Below are 14,901 nucleotides of genomic sequence, written 5' to 3'. Positions count from 1 at the left end.
GGTGCCGCCCTCCGCACCCGCCCGGTGCGACGGTGCTGCGGAGATGATCGGAGCGCAGGTCCGAGGCCGCGCCCGGAACCGCGCGAGTACGCCGCATCCGCTCCGCCGAACCGCCGATCAGGTGATGTCGGTCACCGATGCCCCCGACGCCGCGGCGCCGGACGGACGCCCCGTGCGGTGCCCGCACCTGCGGAGACGGTCATGCCGTCCCGGTGCGCAGCCGGAAGGTGCCCGTCGCCGGTTCGAAGGCCAGTTCGTCGGTGTCGAACGCCGCGCCGATCGCACCCGCGCCGGCCAGCTCGGCGGGCGTCCCGGTCCGGACGCCCCCGGCACCGTCGAGCAGCCAGGCCCGGTCGGCGAGCCGCAGCGCGAGCTCCAGGTCGTGGGTCGACAGCAGCACGCAGAGCCCCTGTTCCCGGGCCAGCCGCCGCAGCAGGCCGAGCAGCGCGACCCGGGCGGCGACGTCGAGGAACGCGCTCGGCTCGTCGAGCAGCAGCAGCGACGGTTCCTGGGCCAGCGCCCGGGCGATCATCAGCCGCTGGCGCTCGCCGTCGGACAGCCGGGCCAGCGGGCGTCCGGCCAGCGCCCCGGCCCGGACGGCGTCGATCGCGGCGTCGACGGCGGCGTCGTCGGCCGGGCCGAGGACGCCCGCCGAGCCGGTGTGCGGCAGCCGCCCCAGCTCGACGACGTCGCGCCCGGTCAGCAGGCCGGGATCCGGCCGTTCGGTGAGCACGACCCCGATCCGGCGCGCCCGGGCGGGCGCCCGCAGTCCCGCCAGGTCCTCGCCGTCGAGCGCCGCCGTGCCGCCGAGCGCGGGCTGCAGCCCCGCGAGGGTCCGTAGCAGCGTGGACTTTCCCGCACCGTTCGGGCCGAGCAGGACCGTGAGCTCCCCCCGCCCCGCGACGGCCGACACCCCGGACAGGACCGGCACGGCCCGGCGGCCGCGCAGGGCCCCGTCCGCCCGGTGCCCGGCGGTCAGCCCGGACAGCCGCAGCCCGGCCCCGTCCTCCCCCGCGACGGGCGCCGTCACCACGCGCGACCGCCGAGCCGCCGCGACCGCAGCAGCACCGCGATCACCACCGGTGCCCCGACCAGCGAGGTCACCACGTTCAGCGGGATCACCGTCCCGGCGCCCGGCGGGTGCGCGACGACGGCGCAGGCCAGCCCGACCAGCGCACCGGTGAGCGCGGTGGCGGGGACCAGGACCCGGTGCCGGGAGGTCCCGACGGCGGCCCGGGCCAGGTGCGGCACGGCGATCCCGACGAACCCGATCGGCCCGCAGAACGCCGTGACCGCCCCCGCCAGCACCGCCGCGACCAGCAGGACGACGACCCGCACCCGGGCGACGTCGACGCCGGCGGTGCGGGCGTAGTCGTCGCCGAGCAGCAGGCCGTCCACCGGTTTGGCGAGCAGGGCGACCACGACGAGACCGGCGGCGACGACCACCGCGAGCACCGGCAGCTCACCCCGGGCGACGCCGTCGACGCTCCCCAGGCCCCACATCAGGAACTGCTGCGCGGTCCGCGGGTCGGTCCAGACCAGCAGCAGGCCGACCACCGAGGTGACCACCGACCCGAGCATCACGCCGATCACCAGCAGCGCCGTGACCGAGCGGGCGAACCGGGACAGCAGCAGCACCAGGCCGAGCACCACACCGGCCCCGGCGGCGGCAGCCGCCACGGTCGCCAGGCGCCCGCCCGCGACGGGTACCGCGCCCAGCCCGCCGGTCGCGAAGACCGTGGCGGTCCCCGCGGCACCGGCCGTCGTCACCAGGGCGACGCCGAGGCCCGCCCCGGCGCTGACGCCCAGCACGTAGGGCTCGGCGAGCGGGTTGCGGAACAGGGTCTGGGTGAGCAGTCCGGCCGCGCCGAGCCCGGCCCCGGCCAGCAGCGCGGTCACCGCCCGCGGCACCCGCAGGTCGGTGACCAGCAGGTCCAGCCGGGCGTCCGGGGCACCCACACCGAGCAGCGCGGTGACCGTCCGGCCGAGTGGGATCACCACCGAACCGGTCGAGACGGCGAGGGCGAACAGCACCAGCACACCCGCCCCGAGCGCGGCGAGGACGAGCGGTGCCCGCCCGCCGGAACGCTCCGCCGACCGGCCGGGCCGGTCCCGCAGGGCCACGCCCGGCTCCGTGCCCGTCATCCGGAGGGCACCTGCCGGTAGTAGACGAACTCGTGGCCGGGCAGCAGGCCGGGGTGCAGGATCGCGACGAGGTCGCCGAGGATCTCGTCGGGGTGCAGCACCCCGCGCTCGTAGATCTGGTTGCCGCCGTCCGGGCCGAGGAACGCGTCGCGGGTCCAGACCTGCCCACCGGGCCCGGCGGCCGCGACCGCGGTGAGCCGCGGGTCGGTGCCCGCGATGTCCGCGGTGGTGGCCCACGGCCCGTCGGCCAGCCAGATCCCGGCGCCACCGTCCGCGGCGAGCACGCTCTCCAGGGTCTGCGGGCTGGTCCCGGTGGAGCGGATGCCGAGACCCGACCAGCTCGCGCCCGCGTCACGGAACAGCATGCCCGCGGTCGAGTCGGCGCCCGGGACGCTCCAGCTGCCCTGGTACGGCTGGCCAGCGACGATCGGCACCGGCGGGGCGCCGCGCACCCGCCCGGCGAGCTCGGTGTAGCGCTGCGCGATCCCGTCGAAGGCGGCTGCGGCCTGCGCGTCGGTCCCGGTCAGCGCGCCCATCACCTTGATCCACTCGGCCTGGCCGAGCGGGCCGGACTCCAGGTAGTCGCCCCACCCGACGACCGGGACGCCGGCCGCGCGCAGCGCCGGGAACGCGGGATCGTCGGTGCCGCCGGACAGCACCACCGGCGGGGCGTCGGCGACCACCCGTTCCCCGTCGACGGTCGAGCCCGGCGCGAACTCCACCGCCGCGCCCGACTCGACGTGCGCCCGCACCTGCGGGTCGCTGACGGCGGCCAGACTCCCGACGCCGGTCAGCCGGTCGAGCAGGCCCAGCTCGGTGATCATCGGCAGCTGGGTCGTCGAGGCGGCGAAGATCCCCTGCACCGGCGTCCGCACGACCGGGGTCCCGGCCAGGTCCGCCGGCAGCACCGGGTCCGGCTCGCCGCACCCGACCAGCACGACCGACTGCAGCGGCCCGCCCGGGTAGGGCTGCCGGACCGTCAGCAGGCGGTAGCCGTCCTCCCCCGTGATCTCCACGTTGGACGCGTGCGCGAACGGCACGTCGCCGGTCGGGGCCGGTGCCCCCGGGACGCACCCGGCCGGCGGCGGGTCGGCGACGGGCGCCGAGCACCCGGCGAGCAGCGCGAGCGGGACGAGCACGGCGGCGAGCCACCGAAGGCGAATCACCTGAACAGTCTCACATACGACGGATCACGCCCCGACGAAGCCGGACAGCGCCTCCAGGAGGCGGTCGACGTCGCCGTCGTCGGTGTAGCAGGCCAGGCCGATCCGCAGGGATCCGGTGTCCCCCAGGCCGAGCCGCCGCGAGCACTCCAGCGCGTAGAACGACGACGACGGCGCCGCGATCCGCCGCTCCGCGAGCCAGCGGTAGGCGTCGGCCGGGTCGCGGTCGTCGAAGGTCACGAGCAGCGTCGGCGTGCGCGACGCCGCCCGGGACCGGACCGTCACCCCGGGCAGCGTGGCGAGGTGGGCCTCGATCCGCTCCCGCAGCGGCTCCTCGTGGGCGTGCACCGCGGCGAGCGAGGCCCGCAGCCGCGTCCGCCGATCGCCCGTCCCGCCGTCGAGCGCCGCGAGGAAGTCGACCGCGGCGGTGGTGCCGGCCAGCAGCTCGTAGGGCAGGGTGCCGAGCTCGAACCGCTCGGGCACCGCGTCGGTCGACGGCAGCAGCTTGGCCGGGCGCAGCGTCTCCAGCAGCGCCGGGTCGGCGGCGAGCACCCCGCAGTGCGGGCCCAGGAACTTGTACGGCGAGCAGGCGTAGAAGTCGGCGCCCAGCTCCCGGACGTCGACGGCGGCGTGCGCGGTCAGGTGCACCCCGTCGACCATGAGCAGCGCACCGGCGGCGTGCACCGCCGCGGCGATCGCGGGGACGTCGGGCCGGGTCCCGATCAGGTTCGACGCACCCGTCACCGCGACCAGGCGGGTGCGGCCGGACAGGAGCGGTGCGACGTCGTCGAGCTCGCCGGTCCCCGGGTCGAAGTCGAGCCACCGCACGGTCACGCCGGCGGCCTCCGCCGCGATCACCCAGGGCCGGATGTTGGCGTCGTGGTCGAGCCGGGTCACGACGATCTCGTCACCCGGCGACCACGTCGCGGCCAGCGTGCGGGCCAGGTCGAAGGTCAGCGCGGTCATGCTGCGCCCGAACACGATCCCCCGCGGGTCGGCACCGAGGAGGTCGGCCACGGCGGCCCGCGCGCCGTGCACGATCCCGTCCGACGCCCGCTCCCCGCTGGTGATCGTCCCGCGGTTGGCCAGCGGCGAGGTGAGCGCTCCGGCGACCGCTCCGGCGACGGCGTCGGGCACCTGCGAGCCGCCGGGGCCGTCGAAGTGCGCGATCCCGGCCCGCAACGCGGGGAAGCGGCTGCGGACGGCGGCGACGTCGTAGCTCATGGGGTCAGCGTGTCATCCGTCCGCACACCCGTGACCCGATGGTGACGTGTCGTTCCCCCCGTGTGGGTGACACAAGCGTCAAGATCTCACCATGTCCAGGTCCTGGGAGCGGTCGCGCGGGCGGCACACGCCGCGCGGTCGTCGTCGCTCGCTGCACCGCCGCAGCCTCGCGCTGTTCACCGTCGGGCTGGTGGCACTCGTCGCGCTCGTCGCGGGCGGGACGGCCGCCGTCGCCGAGGGCCGGATCGGCGGCACCGTGGCACGCGACCTGGCCGGGGTGTTCGACCGGTTCGGCCTGGCCCCGGAGCCGGAGGCACCACCGGTCCCGGTCGTCCTCTCCACCTCCCCGCGCCCGGGCCCGCCGGTCGCACCCCGCGACCCGGCGACGGCCGAGGTCAGCACCGGCCGGCTGGAGAACGTCGCCCTGACCGGCGACGACGGCCCCGTCGCCGGCCGGCTCTCGCCCGACGGTCGCCGCTGGACCAGCACCGATCCGCTGGAGTTCGGCACGACCTACCGCTGGTCCGGTTCGTGGGTCGTGACCGGCGACGACCGGCGGCCGCTGGCCGCGGACCCCTTCACCACCGTCGATCCCGCCGACACCCTCGACGCGACGATGAACGTCCGGGACGGCGGCGAGGTCGGCGTCGGCGCCCCGATCGTGCTGCGCTTCCCCGGCGAGCTGTCCGACGCGGCGAAGGCGGCCGTCGAACGGACGCTGCGGGTGGAGACGTCGAAGCCGGTCGAGGGCGCGTGGGCGTGGCTGCCCGACACCGCCGAGGGCTCGCGGGTGCACTACCGGCCGAGGACCTACTGGCCCGCGCACACGACGGTGCGGGTGCACGGCGCGCTGCGCGGGACCGACCTCGGTGACGGCACCTGGGCCACCGAGGACGTCGACCGCACCTTCACCGTCGGCCGGAGCCAGATCGTGAAGGCCGACACCCGGAGCCACCAGATCGTCGTCGTCCGGGACGGGAAGGAGATCGCCCGCTACGACGCGTCCTACGGCATGGAGTCCGACCCGAACCGGGTCACCCGCTCCGGCACGCACGTGGTGATGGGCAAGTCGGAGAAGGTCCTCATGACCAACGAGGCGTACGGCTACGTCGACGAGCCGCAGTACTGGGCGGTCCGGATCTCCAACAACGGCGAGTTCATCCACGCCAACCCGTCGTCGTCGTACGCGCAGGGCAACCGCAACGTCAGCCACGGCTGCGTCAACCTGTCCACGAAGGACGGCAAGGCGTTCTTCGCGATGGCGACCTTCGGCGACCCGGTCGAGGTCACGGGCAGCTCGGAGCCGCTGACGCAGCAGGACGGCGACTTCTACGACTGGACCGTCCCGTGGGACGAGTGGACGTCGATGAGCGCCCTCACCTGATCCGGCGGTCCTGGCCGGCCCACGCCTCGTCGCGCAGCACGAACTTCTGGATCTTGCCGGTGGAGGTCTTCGGGAGCTCGGTGAACACCACGCGCTTCGGCGCCTTGAACCGGGCCAGCCGGGTCCGCACGTGCTCGACGATCTCCTCCTCGGTGACCGTCGCGCCGTCGCGCAGGGTCACGTAGGCGGCGGGGACCTCGCCCCAGCGCTCGTCGGGGACGGCGATCACCGCGACCTCCAGGACGTCCGGGTGGTCGGCGATCGCCTGCTCCACCTCGACGCTCGCGATGTTCTCCCCGCCGGAGACGATCACGTCCTTCGAGCGGTCGCGGAGCTCGACGTAGCCGTCCGGGTGCATGACGCCGATGTCCCCGGTCCGGAACCAGCCGTCCGGTGCGGCCTCCCGGGTGGCCTGCTCGTCGTCGAGGTACCCGAGCATGACGTTGTTGCCGCGCAGTGCGATCTGCCCGGTCGTGGTGCCGTCGGCCGGGGCGTCGCCGCCGTCGTCGGTGATCACCCGGACCGCGCAGGCGATCATGTTCCCGACGCCCTGGCGGGCCTTCATCCGGGCCTGCGCCTCGCCGTCGAGCGCGTTCCACTCGGGTCGCCAGTCGCAGATCATCGCGGGCCCGAACGTCTCGGTGAGGCCGTAGAGGTGGGTGACCTCGAAGCCGAGCTCCGCCATCCGGCGCAGGATCGCGGGGCTGGGCGGAGCGCCACCGGTCGCGACCCGCACCGTCGTCGCCACCGGCCCGGCCTCCGGCGCGTGGGCGATCATCGACAGCACGGTGGGCGCGCCGTTGAGGTGGGTGACGCCCTGGTCGCGGACCAGCTCCCAGATCCGGGCGGGCTCGACCTTGGGCAGGCACACGTGCGTCGCCCCGGCGGCGGTGACCGCCCACGGGAAGCACCAGCCGTTGCAGTGGAACATCGGCAGCGTCCAGAGGTGCACCGAGGACGGCGTCAGCCCGGTGTGGCCCACCATGGCGAGCGCCTGCAGGTAGGCCCCGCGGTGGTGGTACATCACGCCCTTGGGACGCCCGGTCGTCCCGGACGTGTAGTTGATCGAGAGCAGCGCGCGCTCGTCGTCGGGGGTGACGGCGGTCGGCTCGCCCCAGGTGATCAGCCGCTCGTAGTCGTCCCCGACCCGGACGGCCCGGGGCGGGTCGTCGAGACGGCCCAGCACGTCGGCGACGAGCTCGTCGAACACCGGGTCGTGGACCAGCACCGACGCCCGGCAGTGCTCCAGGATGTAGGCCACCTCGCCCGCGGAGAGCCGGGTGTTGACCGCGACCAGCGGCACGCCCGACCACGGCACCCCGTAGGCCGCCTCCAGGCCGACGTGCGTGTTCGGGACGAGCACCGCCACCGGCCGTCCGGAGTGGATCGCGGCGAGCCCGCCGGCGAGCTTGCGGCACCGCTCGTGCAGCTCGGCGTAGGTGAACCGCAGGTCACCGTCGACGACGGCCACCCGGTCGCCGTGCGCCGCCGCGGCCCGGTCGAGGTACGACGTCGGCGTCAGCGGTTCGTACGACAGGCCCGTCAGGTCCACGTGGCTCATCCCCGCAGCCTCCCGCCCGGCCGCGATCACCGCAACGGGCCGGTCCGCCCGCACGCGTTCCCGTCGGCGGACCGAGCGGTTAGGTTCGCAGTGGCAACGAACGCGCGACGGAGGGCGGCTCGACATGGCCTGGGACTTCAGCACCGACCCGGAGTTCGAGGAGAAGCTGAAGTGGATGCGGGAGTTCGTCCGCGACGAGATCATCCCGCTGGAGACCCTCGACCTGGACCGGCCGACGTTCGACCGGATCACCGCGCCGCTCAAGGAGCAGGTCCGTGAACAGGGGCTCTGGGCCGCGCACCTGCCGCCCGAGCTCGGCGGCGGCGGGTTCGGCCAGGTCTCGCTCGGGCTGATGCACGAGATCCTCGGCCGCTGCCGGTACGCGCCGGGGATCTTCGGCAACCAGGCCCCGGACTCGGGCAACGCGGAGCTCCTCGCCCTCGGCGGCACCGCCGAGCAGAAGGAGCGCTGGATGCACCCGCTGCTGCGCGGGGAGCTGCGGTCCTGCTTCTCCATGACCGAGCCGGGCGCCGGCGCCGACCCGACGATGCTGACGACCCGCGCCGTCCGCGACGGCGACGAGTACGTGATCGACGGCCACAAGTGGTTCTCGTCGAACGCCACGGCCTCGGACTTCCTGATCGTGATGGTCGTGACCGATCCGGACGCGCCGCCCTACCAGCGGGCGTCGATGATCGTCGTGCCGACGGACACCCCGGGCGTCGACGTCGCGCGGGACATCCCGGTGATGGACCACCCCGAGGTCGGCGGCGAGCTCTACGGCGGGCACGCGGAGGTGTTCTACCGCGGCGTCCGGGTGCCGGCGGAGAACCTCGTCGGGAACGAGGGCGACGGCTTCCGGCTCGCCCAGCAGCGGCTGGGGCCGGGCCGGATCCACCACGCGATGCGCTGGCTCGGCCAGTCCCAACGGGCGTTCGACATGTTGTGCGAGCGGGCGGTGAGCCGCACCGCGAGCGGCTCCCGGCTGGCCGACAAGCAGATGGTGCAGGACATGATCGCCACGTCGGCGGCCGAGATGCAGGCCGCCCGGCTGCTCACCCTGCAGGCGGCCTGGACGATGGACCGGGTCGGCGCCTCCAACGCCAGGGTCGAGATCGGGATGATCAAGTACTGGGGTGCCCGGGTGCTGCACGACGTGATCGACCGCGCGATCCAGGTGCACGGCTCGCTCGGCTTCTCCGGGGACCTGCCGCTGGAGCAGATGTACCGCGCGGCGCGGGCGGCCAGGATCTACGACGGGCCGGACGAGGTGCACAAGGAGTCCGTCGCCCGGCGGATCCTGCGCGGCTACACGCCGGTCGAGGTGCCGACCGAGCACGTCCCGACCCGGACCGGGGCGGCCCGGGCCAAGTTCGCCGAGTACCTGGAGACCGCCACCGCCGACGCCTGAACCGGCCCGGGCGGCCGGGACCTCACGACGCGGGGTTCTCGGCCGCCAGGTCGGCGCGGTAGTCCGCGACGAGCGCGTTCATCCGGGTGAGGAAGCGGGCGGCGGCGGTGAGCTCGGCCTCGTCGAAGTCGGCGAGGGCGGCGTCCATCCGGTGGCCGAGCGGGCCGAAGAACGCCCCACCGACCCGGGCCGCGTTCTCCGCCTGGTGCAGCGTCACCCGCCGCCGGTCGGCCGACTCCCGGGTGCGGCGCACGTGCCCGGCCCGCTCCAGCCGGTCGACGAGCGCGGTCGTCGCCCCGGTCGACAGACCCAGCCGGGAACCGAGCAGGCCCGGGGTCAGCGGCTCCCCCGCGGCGTCGGCCCGCATGACGGCCAGCAGCGCGTGCAGGTCCGTCGGGTGCAGGCCGTGCCGGCCGGCGAAGGCCTGCCCGAGCAGCTCGGCCTCACCCGCGTAGTCCTGCAGCAGCGCGACCAGGTCCTCGCGCGCCGTCCCGCCTCCCATGGCGTGAGCCTATCCGGTCGGGCTCAGCGCCCGGTCCAGCGCGGTTCCCGCTTCTCCAGGAACGCCGCGACGCCCTCCTCCGCGTCCGCGGAGCGCTTCACCTCGGCCGACGCGATCTCGGTCGCCGCCCAGCCCCGCTCGTCGGGCTCGGCGACGACCCGCTCGAGCGCGCGCAGCGACAGCGAGACGGCGAGCGGCGAGTTCGCGCAGACCTGCCCGGCCAGCTCCAGCGCGGCGGCCTCCGCCTCCCCCGGCTCGACGAGCTCGTTCACCAGACCCAGGGCGTGCGCGCGTTCCGCATCGAGCGGGCGGCCCGTCACCAGCATCTGCTTGGCCACGTTCAGCGGGAGCGGCCGCGGCGCCCGGAACAGCGCACCGCAGTTCGCGACGAGCCCGCGGGCGACCTCCGGCAACCCGAACCGGGCCGTGCGGGAGGCGACGACCAGGTCGCAGGCCAGCACGATCTCGAAGCCTCCGCCGAGGGCCGCGCCCTCCACCGCCGCGATCAGCGGGCGCCGCCGGTCCCGCCGGACGACGCCGTAGTTCCCGCCCCGCGGCGTCGGCCCGCCGGACCCGCCCGCCAGGTCGGTCCCGGCGCTGAACGCGGACACGTCGCCGGCGAGCACCCCGCACCAGAGGTCGGGATCGTCGTCGAGCCGGTTCAGCGCCTCGTCGAGGGCCGCGGTCATCGCGGCGTCCACCGCGTTGCGCTTGTCCGGGCGCGTCATCCGCACCAGCAGCACGTGCCCGTGCTTCTCGGTCTCGACCCGTGCCCGCATAACGTCCGTCACGATCGAGAGCGTAGGTGGGAGCGCCGGGCCCGGCGTTCGTACTGTGGAGATCGTGCCCCGCCTGACCCGCTGCTCCTCCCGCGCCGCGCTCGCCTCCCCCCTGCTCGCGCTGGCCGGTCTCGGCCTGCACGTCCGCCGCAACATGGGCGCGCGCGACGCCGAGCTGCGCCGGGTGGCCGCGGCGTCGGAGAACGCGGTCGGCGGCACGTTCGCCAACACCGAGCCCGGCCTGCCACGGGTCCGGGCCTCGCTGCGGATGCTGCTCAACATGCTGCGCAGCCGGGCGGGCCGCGGCGTGCCGCCCGGTCCGGTGCCGCTGGCCCGGCCGGACGTCCCGCGGGTGCCCGCCGGGCTCGCCGTCACGTGGCTGGGGCACGCGGGTGCGCTGCTCGAGGTCGACGGCCGCCGGGTGCTGGTCGACCCGGTGTGGTCCGAGTACGCCTCGCCCGTCCCCTTCACCGGTCCGCGACGGCTGCACCCGCCGGTCGCGCCGCTCGCGACGTTCTCCGACTCCGACGTCGTGCTGCTCAGCCACGACCACTACGACCACCTGGACCGGCCGACCGTGCTGCGGCTGGCCCGCGACACCTCCGCGGTGTTCGTCTGCCCGGTCGGGGTGGGCGCGCACCTGCGGTCGTGGGGCGTGCCGGGGCACCGGGTCGTGGAGCGGGACTGGGACGGCGTCGTGCACGTCGCCGGTCTCACCCTGACCTGTCTGGAGACCCGGCACTTCTCCGGGCGCGGGCTCCGCCGCAACACCACCCAGTGGGCGGCCTGGAAGGTCGCGGGCCCGGACCACTCGGTCTACGTCGGCGGGGACTCCGGACCGAGCCGGGTGCACGCCCGGACCGGGGCCGAGCACGGCCCGTTCGACCTCACGCTGCTGCCCGTCGGGGCCTACGCCGAGCTGTGGCCGGACATCCACCTCGATCCCGAGCAGGCCGTCACGGCGCACCGCGAGCTCGGCGGCCGGGTGATGCTGCCGATCCACTGGGCGACCTTCAACCTCGGCTTCCACCCGTGGGACGAGCCGGTGGAGCGGGCCCGCAAGGCGGCGGCCGCCCAGGACGTCGTCCTCGCCCTGCCGCGGCCCGGCCGGCGGATCGACCTGACCGGGATCTCGACGACCGACGGGGCCCGCGCGGCCGTCCCGGCCGAACCGTGGTGGCCCGCGCCCCGCTGAATCCGGCCCCGAACTGCGCCTTTCCGCCGATTCCCCGTCACCCGTACGCCGCATCCGCAGTTCTGGCCCGGCCCCGCGGCCGGGGCCGACATCGTGCCGCATCACGACTCCGACGCTTTTTCCGGAGGGGTTCGACACGGAACATCGGCATACCTTATCGTCCTCTCCGGAATAGGTTCACCGTTCGCTTCCAGGTCGTTCCCGAGGGGATATCGGCTTCCCGCAGCGGTGCCGATTCCTCCGCTCGGACGCCCGAGATTCCCCCGGAAGGAATGACGACGTGGCACAGCAGACGACGATCACGCTGGTCGACGACCTGGACGGTTCGGAGGCCGACGAGCAGGTGGAGTTCGCCGTCGACGGCCGGTCGTACGAGATCGACCTGTCCTCCGCGAATGCCGAGCGGCTGCGGGAATCCCTGGCGCCGTACGTCTCGGCGGCCCGCCGGTCGGGCGGGGGCCGCCGCGGCAGCGGGCCCGCGTCGACCTCGTCGAACGGATCGAGCGCCTCGGAACGGGCCGCGAACCGGGCCGTCCGGGAATGGGCGATCGCGCAGGGCATGAAGATCTCGGAGCGCGGGCGTATCCCCTCGTCCGTTCTCGAGGCCTATCAGAACGCGCACTCCCAGTCCGGCGCGTACCGGCGCGCGGCGCGCGGATGGCAGGATCTGCGGCGGAGATTCCGTGCGGCACCCGGCCCCGAGGTCGCGTCCGCGCCGCGCCGCCGTCGACGAGAGGCCGAGATGTACCCAGGCACGCACGCCGCCACCACGCCCGACAAGCCGGCCGTGATCATGGGCGGTTCGGGCGACACCCTCACGTTCCGTGAGCTCGAGGAGGGCTCGGCGCGGCTGGCGAACCACTTCCACGCCGCCGGTCTGCGCCGCGGCGACGTCGTCGCGCTGGTCTCGGACAACGCCGCCCGCGTCTACGAGGTCTACTGGGCCGCGCAGCGGTCCGGCCTCTACGTCACCGCGGTGAACCACCACCTGTCGGCGCCGGAGGCCGCGTACATCGTCCGGGACTGCGGCGCGAAGGCGCTCGTCGTCTCGGCCGGGGTCGCCGGGCTGGCCGCCGCCGTCGAGGACCACGTCGACGTGCCGGTCCGGCTGGCGTTCGGCGGGGAGATCCCGGGTGCGTCGTCGTACGAGGACTACGACGCCGCGCTGGCCACGGTGTCCGCCGAGCCGCCGGCCGACCAGCCGCGCGGCGCCGACATGCTCTACAGCTCGGGCACCACCGGGCGGCCCAAGGGGATCAAGCCGACCCTGCCCGACCGTCAGGTCGACGAGCCCGGCGACACCTACCAGGCGCTGTTCGGGCCGATGTACGGGTTCGGCCCCGGCACCGTCTACCTCTCCCCCGCGCCGCTCTACCACGCCGCGCCGCTGCGGTTCACCGCCACGGTGCAGGCGCTCGGCGGCACCGTCGTCGTCATGGAGCGGTTCGACCCGGAGAAGGCGCTCGCGCTGATCGAGCAGCACCGCGTCACCCACTCGCAGTGGGTGCCGACGATGTTCGTGCGGATGCTGAAGCTGCCCGAGGCGGTACGGACGCGCTACGACGTGTCGTCGCTGGAGGTCGCGATCCACGCCGCCGCCCCGTGCCCGGTCGAGGTCAAGCAGGCGATGATCGACTGGTGGGGCCCGGTGCTCCACGAGTACTACGCCGCGACCGAGGCCAATGGCATCACCTTCATCGACTCGGCCCAGTGGGCCGAGCGCCCCGGCTCGGTCGGCCGGGCGGGCCTGGGCACGATCCGGGTCTGTGACGACGAGGGCACGGAGCTCGGCCCGGGCGAGATCGGCACCGTCTACTTCGAGCGTGACGAGCGGCCCTTCGAGTACCACAACGACCCGGGCAAGACGCTGTCCGCGCAGCACCCGGTGCACGAGAGCTGGACGACCACCGGCGACCTCGGCTACGTCGACTCCGACGGCTTCCTGTTCCTCACCGACCGCAAGGCGTTCATGATCATCTCCGGTGGGGTGAACATCTACCCGCAGGAGGTCGAGGACGCACTCGCCCTGCACCCGAAGGTGCTCGACGTCGCGGTGATCGGCGTGCCGGACGAGGAGATGGGCGAGGCGGTCAAGGCCGTCGTCCAGACCTCGGAGGGCGTGGAGACCGGGCCGGAGCTGGAGCGGGAGCTGATCGACTTCGTGCGGGAGCGGATCGCGCACTACAAGGCGCCGTCGTCGGTGGACTTCACCGACTTCCTGCCGCGCACCCCCACCGGCAAGCTCGTGAAGCGGGAGCTGCGCGACCGGTACGTGTGACCCCGGCCGGCGTCTCGCTCAGCCGGCGGAGTACCGCCGGCGGGCGAGCGCCGCGCCCGCACCGAGCGGGACCGACACCAGCAGCGCGGCGAGGAACAGCGTGCCGAACGCGCCCGCGTCGGCGAGCGGGGCACCCAGCGCGGTGCCGGCCGAGCTGCCCAGGAACAGCAGCGTCGCGAACAGTGCGACGGCCGTCGCCCTGGCCTGCGGGACGACCTCGGTCGCCCACGTCTGCAGGGTCGAGTGCAGGAACGCCCAGGCCCCGCCCAGGCACAGCCCGGCCGCCGCGATCGTCACCGGATGCACCGTGACCAGCGGGAACAGCCACGCCACGACGAGGAACACGCCCCCGGCCGTGGCGAGCCCGGCCGGGCTCCACCGGCCCACCAGCCGTCGTACGACGCGGGAGAACACCACCGCGCCGACGCCGTAGCCGCCGGCGGCGAGCCCGGCCAGGGCCGCCGAGCTGCCCCCGGCCTGCAGCGCGGGCGCGAGGTAGGTGAGCACGCCCAGCACCACCGCGCCCTCGACGAACGCCAGCAGCAGGACGACCAGCGCCCAGCCGTTCCCGCACACCGCCGCGAGCGGGCGGACGACCGAGCCCCGCACCCCGGCCCGGTCGGCGGCGGGCGCGGCACCGGCGACGTCCGGCTCGGGCAGCGCCCGCAGCGCCACGAACAGCACCGCGCACGCCGCCGCGGACACCCCGAAGACGAGCCGCCAGCCCGCGAGGTCGGCCAGCAGGCCGGCGCCGGCCGTCGCGACCGCCGTGCCGAGCGCGGTGGCGGCGAGGAGGTCCGACAGCGGCCGCTGCCGCACCGCGGTGGGCCAGGTGTCGCCGACGTAGACCAGCGCGGCCGGGATCAGTGCCGCGGTGCACGCACCCGTGACGACCCGGGCGCCGATCAGCAGCGGTAGGCTCGGCGCGAGCACCGACGCGATGCCGCCGAGCACCGACCCGACCAGCGCCAGCCGCATCACCCGGACCCGGCCGACCCGGTCCGACAGGACACCCCACACGACCTGCATGAGCCCGTAGGCCAGGAAGTAGCCGCCGGCCGCACCCGCCGCGGCGGAGAGCGGGGCACCGAAGGAGACCGCGATCGGCACCAGCAACGGCGCGATCGCGAACCGGTCGCAGGTGCTGATCAGCGAGGCCAGTTGCAGCAGCCGGAGCCTGCGCGGACCGTCGGGGACGCCGTCGTCGCCGGGGGTGGTGGACACCTGTGCACCCTGCCCCGTGGGCGGCGATCTTGCCT

The 14,901-nt window shown here is 74.9% G+C and carries 12 protein-coding genes and 1 pseudogene; 5 read left to right on the top strand and 8 right to left on the bottom strand.

The genetic code is table 11. The features are described 5' to 3' along the window. Nucleotides 1-199: 199 nt before the first annotated feature. From AD017_RS23905 to AD017_RS23890, 4 genes are read right to left on the bottom strand one after another with little or no spacing between them, the layout of a single operon-like run. A complete protein-coding gene (locus AD017_RS23905) occupies nucleotides 200-1,030 on the bottom strand; it encodes an ABC transporter ATP-binding protein (RefSeq protein ID WP_060576580.1) in 831 nt (276 codons plus the stop codon). Continuing rightward, complete coding sequence (locus AD017_RS23900; protein WP_060575626.1) at nucleotides 1,027-2,145, bottom strand: iron ABC transporter permease; 1,119 nt, start codon at nucleotides 2,143-2,145, stop codon at nucleotides 1,027-1,029. Before AD017_RS23900 ends, AD017_RS23905 begins: the two co-directional genes overlap by 4 nt. Beyond that, nucleotides 2,142-3,311 (bottom strand): ABC transporter substrate-binding protein, encoded by a 1,170-nt coding sequence (locus tag AD017_RS23895; protein WP_145982574.1) that lies wholly within the window; start codon nucleotides 3,309-3,311, stop codon nucleotides 2,142-2,144. Before AD017_RS23895 ends, AD017_RS23900 begins: the two co-directional genes overlap by 4 nt. A gap of 24 nt (nucleotides 3,312-3,335) precedes the next feature. After that, the gene (locus AD017_RS23890) at nucleotides 3,336-4,532 is read right to left on the bottom strand and encodes a cysteine desulfurase-like protein (protein ID WP_060575624.1); all 1,197 of its coding nucleotides are present in this window, start codon (nucleotides 4,530-4,532) and stop codon (nucleotides 3,336-3,338) included. 91 nt (nucleotides 4,533-4,623) lie between these two features. Between AD017_RS23890 and AD017_RS23885 the strand changes: the two genes are divergently transcribed. Beyond that, nucleotides 4,624-5,916 carry an Ig-like domain-containing protein gene (locus AD017_RS23885; RefSeq protein WP_010232706.1) on the top strand — a complete coding sequence of 431 codons (1,293 nt, stop codon included), beginning with the start codon at nucleotides 4,624-4,626 and terminating at the stop codon, nucleotides 5,914-5,916. Here the strand turns inward: AD017_RS23885 and AD017_RS23880 are convergent. Then, nucleotides 5,909-7,477: an acyl--CoA ligase family protein gene (locus tag AD017_RS23880; protein WP_227012566.1), complete on the bottom strand. Its 1,569-nt coding sequence runs from the start codon at nucleotides 7,475-7,477 to the stop codon at nucleotides 5,909-5,911. The genes AD017_RS23885 and AD017_RS23880 overlap by 8 nt on opposite strands. A gap of 124 nt (nucleotides 7,478-7,601) precedes the next feature. Between AD017_RS23880 and AD017_RS23875 the strand changes: the two genes are divergently transcribed. Next, nucleotides 7,602-8,888 (top strand): acyl-CoA dehydrogenase family protein, encoded by a 1,287-nt coding sequence (locus AD017_RS23875; RefSeq protein WP_010232702.1) that lies wholly within the window; start codon nucleotides 7,602-7,604, stop codon nucleotides 8,886-8,888. A 22-nt stretch (nucleotides 8,889-8,910) separates the two neighbouring features. Here AD017_RS23875 and AD017_RS23870 read toward each other — a convergent pair whose 3' ends face one another. Both AD017_RS23870 and AD017_RS23865 read right to left on the bottom strand, forming a co-directional pair. Then, complete coding sequence (locus tag AD017_RS23870) at nucleotides 8,911-9,390, bottom strand: MarR family winged helix-turn-helix transcriptional regulator (RefSeq protein WP_010232700.1); 480 nt, start codon at nucleotides 9,388-9,390, stop codon at nucleotides 8,911-8,913. 23 nt (nucleotides 9,391-9,413) lie between these two features. Further along, nucleotides 9,414-10,181 (bottom strand): enoyl-CoA hydratase-related protein, encoded by a 768-nt coding sequence (locus AD017_RS23865; RefSeq protein ID WP_227012565.1) that lies wholly within the window; start codon nucleotides 10,179-10,181, stop codon nucleotides 9,414-9,416. A 52-nt stretch (nucleotides 10,182-10,233) separates the two neighbouring features. Here AD017_RS23865 and AD017_RS23860 point away from each other — a divergent pair, with 52 nt between their 5' ends. The 3 genes and pseudogenes from AD017_RS23860 to AD017_RS23855 all read left to right on the top strand — a co-directional run bounded on the left by AD017_RS23860 (nucleotide 10,234) and on the right by AD017_RS23855 (nucleotide 13,642). Further along, on the top strand, nucleotides 10,234-11,364 hold the full coding sequence (locus AD017_RS23860; protein WP_139323900.1) for an MBL fold metallo-hydrolase: 1,131 nt from the start codon (nucleotides 10,234-10,236) through the stop codon (nucleotides 11,362-11,364). A gap of 280 nt (nucleotides 11,365-11,644) precedes the next feature. Continuing rightward, nucleotides 11,645-11,923 (top strand): annotated as a pseudogene (locus tag AD017_RS35455) (Lsr2 family protein); the annotation flags it as partial. 183 nt (nucleotides 11,924-12,106) lie between these two features. Next, nucleotides 12,107-13,642, top strand: a complete 1,536-nt coding sequence (locus tag AD017_RS23855; RefSeq protein ID WP_060576578.1) for an acyl-CoA synthetase — start codon at nucleotides 12,107-12,109, stop codon at nucleotides 13,640-13,642. 18 nt (nucleotides 13,643-13,660) lie between these two features. On the opposite strand, the gene AD017_RS23850 is transcribed toward AD017_RS23855, so the two are convergent. Continuing rightward, the gene (locus AD017_RS23850) at nucleotides 13,661-14,866 is read right to left on the bottom strand and encodes an MFS transporter (RefSeq protein WP_060575623.1); all 1,206 of its coding nucleotides are present in this window, start codon (nucleotides 14,864-14,866) and stop codon (nucleotides 13,661-13,663) included. Between the last annotated feature and the right edge of the window lie 35 nt (nucleotides 14,867-14,901).

Origin of the sequence: Pseudonocardia sp. EC080619-01 (assembly GCF_001420995.1) — a bacterium.
Lineage (GTDB): Bacteria > Actinomycetota > Actinomycetes > Mycobacteriales > Pseudonocardiaceae > Pseudonocardia.
Note: the sequence above shows the minus strand (reverse complement) of the source record. Positions and strands in the feature narration are given on the sequence as shown.